The sequence below is a fragment of the Bradyrhizobium sp. USDA 3256 genome (assembly GCF_054058275.1).
Map to the genome: position 1 here is coordinate 6,438,678 of NZ_JBSSAE010000002.1, position 13,520 is coordinate 6,452,197.

General features: G+C 66.1%; 14 protein-coding genes. 7 read left to right on the top strand and 7 right to left on the bottom strand.

Annotated elements, in window-relative coordinates; all coding sequences use genetic code 11:
• Positions 1–62: 62 nt before the first annotated feature.
• Together ACVWY5_RS32410 and ACVWY5_RS32415 are read left to right on the top strand one after the other, a co-directional pair.
• On the top strand, positions 63–1,019 hold the full coding sequence (locus tag ACVWY5_RS32410) for a carbohydrate ABC transporter permease (RefSeq protein ID WP_028333494.1): 957 nt from the start codon (positions 63–65) through the stop codon (positions 1,017–1,019).
• Between the two features lie 46 nt (positions 1,020–1,065).
• Positions 1,066–1,908 carry a carbohydrate ABC transporter permease gene (locus tag ACVWY5_RS32415; protein ID WP_016840579.1) on the top strand — a complete coding sequence of 281 codons (843 nt, stop codon included), beginning with the start codon at positions 1,066–1,068 and terminating at the stop codon, positions 1,906–1,908.
• A gap of 226 nt (positions 1,909–2,134) precedes the next feature.
• Here ACVWY5_RS32415 and ACVWY5_RS32420 read toward each other — a convergent pair whose 3' ends face one another.
• The 6 genes from ACVWY5_RS32420 to ACVWY5_RS32445 form a co-directional block, all read right to left on the bottom strand.
• Positions 2,135–2,956, bottom strand: coding sequence for an energy transducer TonB (locus ACVWY5_RS32420; RefSeq protein ID WP_028333495.1), 822 nt, complete (start codon positions 2,954–2,956; stop codon positions 2,135–2,137).
• Positions 2,957–2,959: 3 nt separating this feature from the next.
• The gene (gene exbD, locus ACVWY5_RS32425) at positions 2,960–3,406 is read right to left on the bottom strand and encodes a TonB system transport protein ExbD (protein WP_028333496.1); all 447 of its coding nucleotides are present in this window, start codon (positions 3,404–3,406) and stop codon (positions 2,960–2,962) included.
• 3 nt (positions 3,407–3,409) lie between these two features.
• Positions 3,410–4,162, bottom strand: coding sequence for a tonB-system energizer ExbB (gene exbB, locus ACVWY5_RS32430; RefSeq protein WP_038377371.1), 753 nt, complete (start codon positions 4,160–4,162; stop codon positions 3,410–3,412).
• 58 nt (positions 4,163–4,220) lie between these two features.
• A complete protein-coding gene (hutX, locus tag ACVWY5_RS32435) occupies positions 4,221–4,742 on the bottom strand; it encodes a heme utilization cystosolic carrier protein HutX (protein ID WP_028333498.1) in 522 nt (173 codons plus the stop codon).
• On the bottom strand, positions 4,742–5,077 hold the full coding sequence (locus ACVWY5_RS32440; protein WP_028333499.1) for an antibiotic biosynthesis monooxygenase family protein: 336 nt from the start codon (positions 5,075–5,077) through the stop codon (positions 4,742–4,744). Before ACVWY5_RS32440 ends, hutX begins: the two co-directional genes overlap by 1 nt.
• A gap of 146 nt (positions 5,078–5,223) precedes the next feature.
• Positions 5,224–7,572, bottom strand: coding sequence for a TonB-dependent hemoglobin/transferrin/lactoferrin family receptor (locus tag ACVWY5_RS32445; RefSeq protein ID WP_028333500.1), 2,349 nt, complete (start codon positions 7,570–7,572; stop codon positions 5,224–5,226).
• 252 nt (positions 7,573–7,824) lie between these two features.
• Here ACVWY5_RS32445 and hemP point away from each other — a divergent pair, with 252 nt between their 5' ends.
• From hemP to ACVWY5_RS32470, 5 genes are all read left to right on the top strand, one after another.
• The gene (hemP, locus tag ACVWY5_RS32450) at positions 7,825–8,031 is read left to right on the top strand and encodes a hemin uptake protein HemP (protein WP_016840569.1); all 207 of its coding nucleotides are present in this window, start codon (positions 7,825–7,827) and stop codon (positions 8,029–8,031) included.
• An 8-nt stretch (positions 8,032–8,039) separates the two neighbouring features.
• Complete coding sequence (locus ACVWY5_RS32455) at positions 8,040–8,990, top strand: hemin ABC transporter substrate-binding protein (protein ID WP_028333501.1); 951 nt, start codon at positions 8,040–8,042, stop codon at positions 8,988–8,990.
• Positions 8,987–10,087, top strand: coding sequence for an iron chelate uptake ABC transporter family permease subunit (locus tag ACVWY5_RS32460; RefSeq protein WP_028333502.1), 1,101 nt, complete (start codon positions 8,987–8,989; stop codon positions 10,085–10,087). Before ACVWY5_RS32455 ends, ACVWY5_RS32460 begins: the two co-directional genes overlap by 4 nt.
• Positions 10,084–10,875 carry a heme ABC transporter ATP-binding protein gene (locus ACVWY5_RS32465; RefSeq protein ID WP_028333503.1) on the top strand — a complete coding sequence of 264 codons (792 nt, stop codon included), beginning with the start codon at positions 10,084–10,086 and terminating at the stop codon, positions 10,873–10,875. Before ACVWY5_RS32460 ends, ACVWY5_RS32465 begins: the two co-directional genes overlap by 4 nt.
• 235 nt (positions 10,876–11,110) lie before the next feature.
• The gene (locus ACVWY5_RS32470; protein ID WP_028333504.1) at positions 11,111–12,463 is read left to right on the top strand and encodes an esterase-like activity of phytase family protein; all 1,353 of its coding nucleotides are present in this window, start codon (positions 11,111–11,113) and stop codon (positions 12,461–12,463) included.
• A gap of 181 nt (positions 12,464–12,644) precedes the next feature.
• Here ACVWY5_RS32470 and ACVWY5_RS32475 read toward each other — a convergent pair whose 3' ends face one another.
• Positions 12,645–13,481 carry an enoyl-CoA hydratase-related protein gene (locus ACVWY5_RS32475; RefSeq protein WP_028333505.1) on the bottom strand — a complete coding sequence of 279 codons (837 nt, stop codon included), beginning with the start codon at positions 13,479–13,481 and terminating at the stop codon, positions 12,645–12,647.
• Between the last annotated feature and the right edge of the window lie 39 nt (positions 13,482–13,520).

The window sequence follows — 13,520 nt, forward strand, 5'->3', positions numbered from 1 at the left end:
GGGTCTGGTGCTAACGCACCATCCCGGAATGACCCTGGAAGTCGGACCGAGACAAGAACCTGATGTCTGTCACCACCCTCCCCTCACGAGGACACGCGCTGCACCAGCCGGGCTGGCTCGCGCGCCTGTTCGACTACAAGCCGTTCCTGATCGTGATGTGCCTTGCGCCCGCGATCGGCCTGCTGCTGGTGTTCCTCACCTATCCGCTGGGCCTCGGCATCTGGCTCGCTTTCACCGATACCACGATCGGCCAGCGCGGCATCTACATCGGACTTGAGAACTTCCAGTATCTGCTCAAGGATCCCTTGTGGTGGAACGCGGTGTTCTATTCGATCTTCTACACCGCGATCGCAACCTTCGGAAAGTTCGCGCTCGGCTTCTGGCTGGCGCTGCTGCTCAACAACCATTTCCCGCTCAAGAGCCTGATCCGCGCCATCGTGCTGCTGCCGTGGATCGTGCCGACGGTGCTCTCCGCACTGGCGTTCTGGTGGATCTACGATCCGCAGTTCTCGATCATCTCCTATCTCCTGGTCGACGTGCTGCACTGGCGTGACAGCAATGTCGACTTCCTCGGCTCGCCCTGGCCGGCGCGGTTCTCGCTGATCGCCGCCAATATCTGGCGCGGCATCCCGTTCGTCGCGATCTCGCTGTTGGCGGGGCTGCAGACCATCTCGCCCTCGCTCTACGAGGCGGCGATGCTCGACGGCGCCACTTCCTGGCAGCGCTTCCGCTACATCACCTTCCCGATGATGATGCCGATCCTGGCGATCGTGATGACGTTCTCGATCATCTTCACCTTCACCGACTTCCAGCTGGTCTACGCCATCACCCGCGGCGGCCCGGTCAACTCGACCCATCTGCTCGCGACACTGGCGTTCCAGCGCGGCATCGCCGGCGGCGAGCTGGGCGAGGGTGCCGCGATCGCCGTCTCGATGATCCCGTTCCTGGTGTTCGCAACATTGTTCAGCTACTTCGGCCTCGCGCGCCGCAAATGGCAGCAGGGAGAAGCCAATGACTGACGTTGCAGCCCAATCCTCCAACGTCGCCAGCGCCACCCCCGATACGATGGCGTGGGACTCCCGCGCCCGGCGCGTGGTGATGATCTATCTGCCGCTCGCCTGCTTCATCCTGATCCTGCTGTTTCCGTTCTACTGGATGGCGGTCACCTCGTTCAAACCGAACGCGGAGCTGCTGAACTACAAGGAGCACAACCCGTTCTGGATCACCTCGCCGACGCTCGCGCATATCAAGCATCTATTGTTCGACACGGCCTATCCGCGCTGGCTGAAGACCACCATGCTGGTGGCGATCGGCTCGACCTTCCTGTCGCTGTTCGCCTCGACGCTCGCCGCTTACGCGATCGAGCGGCTGCGCTTCCGCGGCAGCCCCTATGTGGGCCTCGGCATCTACCTCGCTTATCTGGTGCCGCCGTCGATCCTGTTCATTCCGCTCGCCACCGTCATCGTGCAGTTCGGGCTGTTCGATTCTCCGCTGGCGCTGATCCTGGTCTATCCGACCTTCCTGGTGCCGTTCTGCACCTGGCTGTTGATCGGCTATTTCAAGTCGATCCCCTACGAGCTCGAGGAATGTGCGCTGGTCGACGGCGCGACGCGATTGCAGATCCTGTGGCGGATCACGCTGCCGCTCGCGGTGCCCGGCCTGATCTCGGCCGGCATCTTCTCCTTCACGCTGTCGTGGAACGAGTTCATCTACGCGCTCGCCTTCATCCAGAGCGGCGCCAACAAGACGGTGCCGGTCGCGATCCTGACCGAGCTCGTCACCGGCGACGTCTATCAGTGGGGCGCGCTGATGGCCGGCTCGCTGCTCGGCTCGCTGCCGGTCGCGCTGTTCTACTCGCTGTTCGTCGACTACTACGTGTCGTCGCTGACGGGCGCGGTGAAGGAGTAACCAAGCTTCCGGCGTCTTGAAGCGAACTCAATCTATCCCCGTCATCCTGATGAGCGCGAAGCGCGTCTCGAAGGATCGACGGCCACCGGCCGGGCCGTGCATCCTTCGAGGCTCGCCCAGCGGCGCAAGTGCGCCGCAAGGCTCGCACCTCCAGCGACAAAGGCGAAGCTTTTGCGCGGGGATGACGGGGATGAAATAATGCGGCCTCCATCAATGAGGTCGCACGCTACCGCGGCACAAACGCGACCGGCACGGAAAAGCCCATCGAGCCCTGCGTGATCTCGGACGGAAACGCCGGAAACGGCTGGGCCTGGCGCACCATCGCCAACGCGCGCGCGTCGAAGGTCGGATTGCCGGAGGAGCCGCCGAGATGGCTCGACAGCACCTGCCCGCCGCGGCCGAGCGTGAACACCAGGCGTACCACGCCGCGCTGGCCGTTGCCGCCTGCGGGATAGGAATGGAAGCGCAGCAGATGCGCGCGGACGCGGGCGTTATAGGCCGCGATCGCTGACGCGGCTGCGCCGGCGCTGATCGCGGACGCAGCCGGCGCCTGCCGTTCGGCACGGCTCGGCGCGCTGGTGCGCGGTGCCGGCGTTGCCTCGGACGGCTTTTTTGCTTCCCGACGAACCACCTTCGGCTTGACCGGTTCGGGCCTCCTCTCCGGGACGACTTTCGCGGGCTCGGGTTTCGGCGGCGTGATCTGCGGCTTCTGTTCCGGCGGCGCGACGACGTCGGGCTTCTCCTGCATCGGCGTTGGCGCGATCTCCTGCTGCACGGGCTGCGCGGCGGCAGGCTCCGGCGGCGACGCGTCGGCCTCCTGCATCGCCGGCCCCGGCGGCAGTTCGGTCTCCGAAAGCTCCGGCGCCGAGGTGATCGGCGTCAGGTCGACCAGCACTGCCGGCACCGCGACGCCCGGCGGCGGCGCCGGGACCCAGCTCATGGCAACCGCGAGCACTGCCGCATGCGCCGCCAGGATCGCTGCCGCCGACAGGCCCCAACGCCTCAGCCGGATCTCGCCGCCCGCATCATGAAGCGCGTACGCATTCATAAATCAGCTACGCCCGTCGAGGCCGACCAGCGCGATCTTGAGATAGCCGGCGTTGCGCAGCAGGTTCATCACCTCCATCAGATCGCCATAGCTGACCGCCTTGTCGGCGCGCAGGAAGATGCGCTCGTCCTTCCTGCCTTGCGTGGCGCCATCGAGCGTCGACGTCAGCGTCTCGCGCGCGATCACGTCCTCGCCGACCGCGACGGAAAGATCGGGCTTCACGGTGACGAACACCGGCTTGTCCGGCCGCGGCTGCGGCTCCGCGGTCGAGGCCGGCAGATCGACGCCGAGATCGACGGTTGCGAGCGGCGCCGCCACCATGAAGATGATCAGCAGCACCAGCATCACATCGATGAACGGCGTGACGTTGATCTCATGTGCCTCGACCAGATCGTCGTCGCCGCGACGCCGGCCGCCGAACGCGCCGCCAGTGCCAAGCTTCGCGCCCATCGCCTACTCCGCAGCGCGCGCCAGCCGGAACAGGCTGCGATCGCCCTCGCGGCTGACCAGCAGCATCACCATGACGGAGGCGTCGCCGAGCAGCGCGCGGTAAGACGCGATCGAACGGGTCAGGTGATTGTAGATCACGACCGCGGGGATCGCGGCAACCAGGCCGAGCGCGGTTGCAAGCAGCGCCTCGGCGATGCCGGGTGCGACCACCGCGAGATTGGTGGTGTGGGCCTCGGAGATGCCGATGAAGGCATTCATGATGCCCCACACCGTGCCGAACAGGCCGACGAACGGCGCTGTGGCGCCGATCGTCGCCAGCACACCGGTGCCGCGCGCGATCTGCCGTGACATCTCCGCCTCGACCCGCTCCAGCCGCAGCGCGATGCGCTCCTTGAAGCCGTCGTCGAACATGCCGCCGGACAGCGCAGCCTCGCGCGAGGCCGATTGCACGATCTGCGCCACCGCGTCGTTGCTGTCGCGGCTCGCCTGCTCGACCTCGGCAAGCTGGGTGTCACGCTCAAGGAGGCCGATCCCCTGCCGGGCGAGCGCGGTCTTGCGGCGGATCTCGACGGTCTTGGCGAGCCAGATCGTCCAGGTGACGAGCGAGGCGAAGGCGAGCCCTATCATCACCGCCTTCACGACGATGTCGGCGCTTTCGAACATGCCCCAGGGCGAGAGGTTGCGCGGCAGCAGTGCGGCGTCGGCTGCGGCAAGGCTCGTGCCCGGCAGCATGCCGAGCCCGGCCGACGCCGCCATCCAGATGCTTCGCCCAAGCCAGCGCTGCGACATTGTCGCCTCCCGTCCTTCGTTGCTTTCAGGCCGCCTGCGGCGCGAGGCGGTCCGCCAGCGCATGAAAGCGCACCAGCTGATCGCCGCGCAGCGCGCGCGTCTCGTCGCGGCCGACGAACACCTTGAACATGATGCCGCCGTCGCGATTGATGAAGGCGATGAACGCCGACACCTTGCCCATGAAAGGCCGCTCGACGAAGGCGATCGCCGCGCAGCGCTCGTGCCTCAGGTGGCCGTGCAGGCCCTTCGGCTGCATCAGGTTGAAATAGCCGCGGCCGACTTCGCCGTTCGGAATGGCGCCGGTGAACTCGAAGATCGCGTCATCGGTATGCACGATCAGCGTCACCTCGCCCCACTCCGCGATGTCCTGCATCGCGGCGGCAAACTCGCCGGGGCCGATCCGCACCATGCTCTCGGGCAGCGCCTCGAGCACCGCGCGCGGCGTCACCCTGCGCTCGCGCGCGACGTCCTCGATCACAGCGCCGGGATTGTCGGCCATATAGGCCTTCAGCCCCGCAAGCTCCGCATCAGGCACGACCGCCTCCATCACGCCGCCGCGCTCTTCGCCCGCTCGGTGATCAGCACCTCGAAGCCCTCGAATTTCGGATGCCCGAGATAGAGGCTGCCGCCGGTCTCGTTGCCGGCGCGGGAATGAGCGCGGCGGAACGCATCCGACCTGGTCCAGTCCTCGAACGCCGCCTTGCTGGCCCACACCGTGTGGGTCGCGTAGAGCGTGTGATCCTCGGCCTCGGGGCCCTTCACCAGGTGAAACTCGATGAATCCAGGCAGATCGCCGAGATAGGATTCGCGCGTCTTCCAGACCGTCTCGAACGCCTGCTCCTTGCCCTTGATCACCTGGAACCGGTTCATTGCGATGAACATGAAAACTCTCTCCTGTATGACGGCGGATGCCCGATCCTGCCGGTTGATCTCGTTAATAACATGAACGCGCCAAGGAACACGCCAAGGCCGCGCCGGGGGCACCAGCGCGGCCGGAGCAACCTGGATGGAATGATCGGCGTCTCGCGTTACGCTCCACCTAGGTGAATCCTGAGCCCGGCCTTGTAGACGGTACCCGGACCGGGGCTCGAGAACAGCACGTCGTTCTGCGTCGTGCCGTCGGTCGAGGAGCCCGGGATCGCATAAGGCCGGTAGTACTGGTTCAAGAGGTTGTCGACCGACGCCGTGAAGGTGATGTCCTTGGTGGCGTTCCAGGTCAGATAGAGGTTGACGAGCTCGTAGCCGGTCGAGGGCAGATAGCCCGCCGGCAGGTCGTTGTTGGCGCCGAACGAGGACCATTGCGCGGCAATGATCAGCGAACGGTCGAGCAGCCGCACGCCGCCGGTGGTCGTCACCTTGCGCGGCGTGATGGTGGCGAGCCCGACATTGGTCTGGGTGTTCCGGCCGCGCATCAGATGGCCGGCGACGCCGACGAACCAGTCGCCTGCATCATACATCGTCTCGAGCTCGAAGCCCTCGATGCGGGCGTGCGCGATGTTCTGATACTGGTAGAACTGGCTGAAGCGCCCGAACGGCGTCAGCGTCGGCGCCGAGGCGACGAGATCGATATAGCCGTCGACGTCGTTGCGGAACACATTGATCTTGCCGCGGAACGAGTCGCTCGCGGTGAAAATGCCGTCATATTTCAGGTTGATGCCGACTTCCTTGTTCTTGCCGACCTCCGGCCGCAGCGCCGCATTGGGCAGGAAGCAGAACAGGCCTGAGGTGCCGTCGGGGCAGTTGAACAGCGCCGGCCCGCCGCCGGTGGCGTGGCCGCCCGCGATCAGGGTCTCGGTAATCGACGGCGCGCGATAGCCTTCGGCATAGCTCGCATAGGGCGTGAAGCCGGCAACCGGCGTGACGCCGACCGTGATCTTCGGCGACAACCGGTCGCCGCTGGTCGTGGTGCTGATCGAGTTGAGCTCGTAGTGGTCGTAGCGGACCGCGCTGATCAGCTCGAGCCAGGTCGAATAGTTCTGCTTCAGCTGCACGAAGCCGCCGGACACGGTGCGCTGGCCGCCCGGCGTCGTGATGTTGGAATTGCCGCGCGAGTCGAAGGTCTCGACATCGTCGCGGAAGGCGTCGAAGCCGTAAGTCACGGCGTTGCGCCAGTCGCCGAAATTGAAGCGCGAGGTGTTGTTGACGTCGATACCTACGGTGTCCAGCAAATAACCACGCTTGTCGCCGACGCAGCCGGAGATGTTGTTGCCGGGATTGGCGAGCGTGCAGACGCCGCCGCCGGTGGTGATGCGGTTGTTGTAGGTCTTGACCTGGTCGTTGTCGGTGCGGTTGCCGTAGACCGAGATGTTCCAGTCGAACAGCATGTCGTCCGGCTTGGAATATCTCCAGCTCAAGGTGCCCGTGTAGTTCTTGGCGTCGGATGCATAGACCGAGGAGCCCGCGATCGCGGCGAGCGGCGCCGCCGTCGTGGTCGGGCCGCGGTTCGGCTGACCGATATTGTACTGGTAGTCCTGGAAGATACCGCCGATCTTGAACTCGTGGCCTTCGGCCGGCCGGAACGTCACCTTCATCAGGCCGGCCGCGATATCGTTGCCGGTGTTGCCGATCTCGGTGCCCGCGCCGTCCTTGTAATTGCCCTGGGTGCGATAGACCGCGCCGCCGAACACATCGACATTCGGATCGACGCGCACGCCGCCGAACACCGAGCCCATGCCGCGGTCCGTGTTGGTGCCGTAGGAGCCCGACATGTCGACACCCCAGCGCTCGCCGGGACGCACCACGTCGTCGATATCCTTGGTGCGGAACGAGACCACGCCGCCGATCGCGCCGGAGCCGTAGATGTTCGCGGTCGGGCCGCGCACCACGTCGACGCCGCCGATCAGTTCGGGATCGAGGAAGAACGAGCCGTTGGCGTTGTGGCCGGTGCGCTGGTAGTTCTGCCGCGCGCCGTCGACGACAACGGCGACACGGCCGAAATCCTGCAGGCCGCGGATGTTGATGACGGTCGCCGGATCGTCGCCGCGCTCCTGAACCGAGACACCGGGCACGGCATAGAATATGTCCGAGAGCCGGTTCGGCTGCAGGCCCTGGATCTTCTCCAGGGTGACGGCGCTGACCGGCGCCAGCGCATCGATCGCGCGCTCCTCGGTCTTGGACGCCACCGCCGTGATGGTGTCGAGCGATTGCACCGGCACCGCGCCGATCTGCGCCCGCGCATTCATCGCCGGCGAGGCCGCCACCTGAGCTTCGGCCACCGGCTTCGGCTTCCGCTTGGCCTGCTTCGGCCGTTCGCTGGAAGGACGCGCAGCCGGCGGATCGGCGGTCTGCGCGAAGCCGCGTTCCGGCAGTGCTGCCGCAAATGAAAACACCGACGCGCCCAAAATCAGGGCGCACGAAACCCTAGCCCCGTCAGCCATTCTAGCCCCAGCCTGATCATCGCTTTCTGGTTTGGCTGGCGTGCGCTCTCTGACGAGCGGCTTGCTGGCTACGTCGCGATGCAAGCCACCGGCTTGCATCGCGTGAGGATTGGTTACGAGCCGGCAACAAAACGGTCAAGAATGCGGCGGCGCTGTTTATATCGATTGTAAAGTGCTGCCGTTGGAATGCGCCTTCGCCCGCTTATACAAGCAAACACCATTTGAAAATTTTCGCAGGCGCAACACCACAATATGTCCGCAGCTTCCGGAGACAATATCGGCGCAGCCGGAAAGCAGACCGAGCCTGCATCCGGCGCAGCCAAAACACTGATCATGCGCGGTAATCGTCTCGACAGCCGCGACCTGTTCGCTGCGGAGCGCGAGATCATCATCATGCATGGCGAGGAGCACTACCGCTTGCGGCTGACCTCGCAGAACAAGCTGATCCTGACCAAGTGACGGCCCCGATGACAATTTGTCGCACGCTCGCTTTGCTCGCCTTCTCCTGCCTGCTGCCGATCGAAGCAGTGGCAACCGAGGGCATCACCGTGCATGACGCGCGCGACCGCGACGTCGTGATCGACAATCCGTCGCGCATCGTCTCGATCGGAGGCGCGATCACCGAGATCCTCTATGCGCTCGGCTTCGAGGACCGCATCGCCGGCGTCGATGCGACCAGCCTCTACCCGCCGGCTGCGCTGCGCGAGAAGCCCGACGTCGGCTACATGCGCCAGCTGTCGCCGGAGGGCGTGCTCGGCCTGCACCCGTCGCTGGTGCTCGCAGTGCAGGGCTCCGGGCCGAAGGAGACCATGGACGTGCTGGAGGCGGCCAAGGTGCCGCTGGTGCTGGTGCCGGAGACGTTCTCGGAGGCCGGGCTAGTCGAGAAGATCAGGTTGGTCGGCCACGCCATGGGCGCCGATCCGCGCGCCGCCTGCCTGACCACGGCGGTGGAGGGCGATCTCGCGCAACTGCGCGCGCTGCGTGCCAGGGTGACCAAGCCGGTGCGCGTGATGTTCGTGATGTCGCTGCTGAATGGCCGGGCGATGGCGGCGGGCCACAAGACCGCCGCGGACGAGATCATCCGGCTTGCCGGCGGCGTCAACGCCATCGACGGTTACGACGGCTACAAGCCGGTCAATGACGAGGCCATCGTGGCGGCGAAACCGGATGTCGTGCTGTCGATCGATCGCGGCAAGGATTCGCTGACGTCGGATGCCGTGTTCGCGCATCCGGCCTTCGCGCTGACGCCGGTCGCGGCCAACAAGGCCTTCATCGCGATGGAAGGCCTTTATCTGCTCGGCTTCGGGCCGCGCACCGCGGCCGCGGCACGCGACCTCTCGGTCAAGCTCTATCCGGCGCTGGCGCCGGAGGCTGACAACTTCAAGCCGGCAGCGCTGACCGCGAATTGTCGGCAATGAGCGTGCTGACTGAGCGCCGCGGGCGTGCGAAACAACGGCGCGCCGGCATGTCGCTGCGGCCGGCCGCGACACTCACCCTGCTCTGCCTGCTTGCGGCGCTCGCAGGCGCCGCCCTGGTCGCCCTGACGGTCGGGGCCGCCGGGATTCCAATGGCGCGGCTTCCGGCAGCGCTTGGGCTTTGGGCTGATGGTGTCGCCAACCCGCTGCTTGCACGCGACCAACTCGTGGTGTGGTCGATCCGCATCCCGCGGATCGCGGCGGCGGCGATGGTCGGCGGACTCCTTGCCGTATCAGGCGCGATCATGCAGGGCCTGTTCCGCAACCCCCTCGCCGACCCCGCGCTGGTCGGCGTCTCCTCCGGCGGCGCGTTTGCCGCGGCGGCCGCGATCGTGTTCACCGACAGCCATCTCGGCGAAAGCCTGCGCTTCCTGCAACACCAGCTGCTGCCGATCGCGGCCTTTGCCGGCTCGCTGATCACGACCATCGTGCTTTACGGCATCGCCAGCCGCGGCGGCCGGACATCGATCGCGATCTTCCTGCTGGCCGGGCTTGCGATCGCCGCGATCGCCAATGCCGGCATCGGCCTTCTGGTGTTCGTCGCCGACGACCGCCAGCTCCGCGACATCACCTTCTGGCTGCTCGGCTCGCTCAGCGGCGCGACCTGGAGCAAGCTCACGGCGCTGGCGCCGGTGCTGGCGGTCGCGCTGGCCGCCTGCCTCTCGATCGCGCGCGGGCTCGACGTGCTGGTGCTCGGCGAGGCGGAGGCGTTCCACAGCGGCGTCGACGTCGAACGGCTGAAGCGGATCTCGATCGTGCTGGTGTCGGCGATGACCGGGGTCGCGGTCTCGGTCTGCGGCGTGGTCGGTTTCGTCGGCATCGTGGTGCCGCATCTGTTGCGGCTGGTGATCGGGCCCGCGCATCGGCTGCTGCTGCCGGCGTCCGCACTGCTCGGCGCCATCCTCCTGGTCGGCGCCGACACCGTGGCGCGCACCATCGTGGCACCCGCGGAAATGCCGATCGGCATCCTCACCGCGGCGATCGGCGCGCCGTTCTTCCTCGCCATGCTGCTGCGGCAGCGCGGGCTGGTGTCGCTATGACGGCCCTGCTCGAAGCGCAGTCGGTATCGATGACGGTCGGCGGCACTGATCTGGTCGACGCGGTGTCGCTGCAGATCGGCGCCGGCGAGATGGTCGCGATCGTCGGTCCCAACGGCGCCGGCAAATCGACGCTGCTGCGGATGCTGTCGGGCGACCTGCGCCCGTCGCGCGGGGCGATCCGACTCAGGCAGCGCGACCTGCAAACCTACGGACCACGCGCGCTGGCGCAGCACCGCGCGATGCTGTCGCAGCACGTCAACGTCACCTTCCCGTTCACCGTCGAGGAAATCGTCAGCATGGGCGCCGGCGAAAGTCCGCGTGCCGTCACGCGGGCGCTGGTCGAGGCGGCACTCGACGAGGTCGGGCTCGCGCGTTTCCGTTTCAGGCAATTGCCGACGCTGTCGGGCGGTGAGCAGCAGCGGGCGCATTTCGCCCGCGTGCTGGTGCAGCTCGCCTGCGGCGAAGCGCTGCATGGACCCGGGCTGTTGCTGCTGGACGAGCCGACCTCGAGCCTCGATCTGCGGCACCAGATCGACCTGGTCGAAACGGCGAGGCGCCGCGCCGCGCGCGGCACCGCCGTGATCGCGATCCTGCACGACCTCAACCTCGCGATGCGGTTCGCCGACCGCATCCTGCTGCTGCACCGCGGCCGGCTTGCCGTCGACGGCGACCGCACGGCGGCGATGAAGGCCGAGACGCTGCGCGAGATCTTCGAGATCGACGCTGCGATCGCCTACACCGGAAACGGCGTACCGTTCCTGCTGCCGCAGACCATGCGGCCCGTTTAGACCCTCATGGTGAGAGCGCGGTACGCGCGTCTCGAACCACGAGGCCCGGCTGTTGCTCGCGGCCATCCTTCGAGACGGCCGCCGCGCGGCCTCCTCAGGATGGGATTGCGAGTGAGAGGCGACGTAACGCCGCAAGCCTTATCCCGCCGCAACATCCGCGGTTCACAAAACTGTCAGCCGGCTGTAACAGGCGGCTCGGAGAACACCGCATCGTTTATCCTTTGGGAGATCAACCATGCGCCTGTCCCTGCTCTGCTCCGTCGCCTCGATCCTGCTCACCACATCGGCGTTCGCGCAGGGTGAGGGCGAATTCCCGGCGACGCTGGCAGGACACGCCGTGATGCCGGCAGAGAGCTTCATCGACGCGCCCGCCGACGCCCCTGATGATCTGAAGAGCTCGGGCAAATACACCACCGGCAAGCGCGTCGACGCCATCGGCACCGTGATGGGCAAGTCCTATGAGCGGCCGACCGGCGTGTCGCTGCCGTTCAAGGGCCAGCCGCTGCAGGGCCATTCCGGCATCAAGGTGATGCCCGACGGCTCGTTCTGGGTGATCACCGATAACGGCATGGGCTCGCGCTACAACTCGGCGGACTCGATGCTGTATCTGAACCGGCACAAGATCGACTGGGCGAGCGGCAAGATCGAGCGTCAGCAAACCGTGTTCCTGCACGATCCCGACAGGAAGGTGCCGTTCCGCATCGTGCACGAGGACACCGCCAAGCGCTATTTGACCGGTGCCGATTTCGACACCGAGGGCTTCCAGATCATCAACGAGATTTTCTGGATCGGCGACGAGTTCGGGCCCTACATCCTCAAGGCCGACAAGACCGGCAAGATCCTCGCCGTATTCGAGACCGTCGCCGACGGCAAGCCGGTGCGCTCACCGGATCACTGGGCGGTGCAGTCGCCCGGTGCGCCCGGCGCCAGCTACACCAACGTCAACCTGCGCCGCTCCAAGGGCTATGAAGGTTTTGCTTCCTCCAAGGACGGCAAGTTCCTTTACGGCCTGCTCGAGGGGCCGCTGTGGGATGCCGACAAGAAGGATTGGGAGAAGGTCGACGGCAAGGAAGCCTCGCGCATCCTGGAATTCGACGTCGCGGCGGAGAAGTTCACCGGACGCTACTGGCAGTATGTGTTCGAGCAGAACGGCAATGCGATCGGCGACTTCAACATGATCGACCCGGCCCAGGGCCTCGTGATCGAGCGCGACAATGGCGAAGGCACCGCCGACAAGGCCTGCCCGCAAGGCCAGCGCGGCGAGAACTGTTTTCCTGACCTCGCCAAGTTCAAGCGCGTCTACAAGATCGAGCTGTCCGACGCCAATGTCGGCAAGCCGGTGCGCAAGATCGCCTATATCGACCTGATGAAGATCCGCGATCCGAACAAGAAGGCGCGCAAGCCGCTCAACGACGGCGTCTACACCTTCCCCTTCTTCACCATCGAGAACGTCGATCGGGTCGACGAGACCCATATCATCGTCGGCAACGACAACAACCTGCCATTCTCCTCGAGCCGCGACCCGAACAAGGCCGATGACGACGAGTTCGTGCTGCTCGAAGTCGGCGAGTTCCTGAAGTCGAAGTGAAGGGGCCGCTCTCGCCGATCACAACAGTGTCGTTGCCCGGCTCGGCCGGGCGACCCAGTATTGACGTCCGAATTTGGCGGACAAGCCGCGGCGTACTGGATGCCCCGCTCAAGGCGGGGCATGACAGCGAATTTAAGCCGGCCATTATCGCCGCACCGGTCAGCGCGCGCGGCAAGCCACGTCACTCCTTCTTCGTCCGGTAATCTCCGAACGTCGTGTCGCGCTGGTCGAGCTGGGCCTTCACGCTGCCGCCGTCGCGGCGGAAGCCCGCCATGTAGGCCTTGCTGGCCTCGGTCGTGAAGGCCAGCGCCTGGATCTCGGTGCCGGCCCGTATCGCGGCGCGGGCGCCCATGATTTCCATGGCGCGGTGGACGCTGCGCTTGTTGAGCTGCTGCAGCTCGATCGGCACCTTCGTCGCGCGCTCGGCGAAATCGAGCGTCTTCGCCTCCAGTTCGGCGAGCGGAAACGACCGGGTCGCATAGCCCCATTCGGCGGCCTCGCGGCCGGACATCGCGTCGCCCGTCAACATCAATTCCATGGCGCGGCGCATGCCGACCAGCCACGGGTGATACTGCATGTCGGGCGGGCTCATCAGCCGCACCGGCGGATAGCCGATCTGGGCGTCGTCGGCGACATAGACCACGTCGCAGGCGGTCGCGAGCTCTGTGCCGCCGGCGAGGCAATAGCCGTGTACCTGCGCGATCACAGGCTTTGCGAGATCCCAGATCGAGAACCAGCCCTCGACGACATGGCGCGACCACTGGCCGGGGCCGGATGCCGAATGGTAGGGCTGGTCGACGCGGTTGTCGGCGGAGAGATCGTAGCCCGCCGAGAAGCAGGGTCCGGCGCCGCGCAGGATCGAGATCGAAATCCCGGGATCGCGGTCGGCCTGTTCCAGCACCTCGAAGATCTCGCCGCGCAGGCGATTGTTCAGCGCGTTGCGCTTCTCGGGGCGGTTCAGCGTGATGCGGCGGACGCGCGGACGCGGATCATCGACGACGATGTGCTGGTAGCTCATGAATCCTCCCGATCTCAGGCTTTGTTGCCTTTGGCAAAG

Coding starts and splice junctions, on each gene's coding strand:
- ACVWY5_RS32410 (WP_028333494.1), top strand. CDS start 63: ATGTCTGTCACCACCCTCCCCTCACGAGGACACGCGCTGCACCAGCCG.
- ACVWY5_RS32415 (WP_016840579.1), top strand. CDS start 1,066: ATGGCGTGGGACTCCCGCGCCCGGCGCGTGGTGATGATCTATCTGCCG.
- ACVWY5_RS32420 (WP_028333495.1), bottom strand. CDS start 2,956: ATGAATGCGTACGCGCTTCATGATGCGGGCGGCGAGATCCGGCTGAGG.
- exbD (WP_028333496.1), bottom strand. CDS start 3,406: ATGGGCGCGAAGCTTGGCACTGGCGGCGCGTTCGGCGGCCGGCGTCGC.
- exbB (WP_038377371.1), bottom strand. CDS start 4,162: ATGGCGGCGTCGGCCGGGCTCGGCATGCTGCCGGGCACGAGCCTTGCC.
- hutX (WP_028333498.1), bottom strand. CDS start 4,742: ATGGAGGCGGTCGTGCCTGATGCGGAGCTTGCGGGGCTGAAGGCCTAT.
- ACVWY5_RS32440 (WP_028333499.1), bottom strand. CDS start 5,077: ATGTTCATCGCAATGAACCGGTTCCAGGTGATCAAGGGCAAGGAGCAG.
- ACVWY5_RS32445 (WP_028333500.1), bottom strand. CDS start 7,572: ATGGCTGACGGGGCTAGGGTTTCGTGCGCCCTGATTTTGGGCGCGTCG.
- hemP (WP_016840569.1), top strand. CDS start 7,825: ATGTCCGCAGCTTCCGGAGACAATATCGGCGCAGCCGGAAAGCAGACC.
- ACVWY5_RS32455 (WP_028333501.1), top strand. CDS start 8,040: ATGACAATTTGTCGCACGCTCGCTTTGCTCGCCTTCTCCTGCCTGCTG.
- ACVWY5_RS32460 (WP_028333502.1), top strand. CDS start 8,987: ATGAGCGTGCTGACTGAGCGCCGCGGGCGTGCGAAACAACGGCGCGCC.
- ACVWY5_RS32465 (WP_028333503.1), top strand. CDS start 10,084: ATGACGGCCCTGCTCGAAGCGCAGTCGGTATCGATGACGGTCGGCGGC.
- ACVWY5_RS32470 (WP_028333504.1), top strand. CDS start 11,111: ATGCGCCTGTCCCTGCTCTGCTCCGTCGCCTCGATCCTGCTCACCACA.
- ACVWY5_RS32475 (WP_028333505.1), bottom strand. CDS start 13,481: ATGAGCTACCAGCACATCGTCGTCGATGATCCGCGTCCGCGCGTCCGC.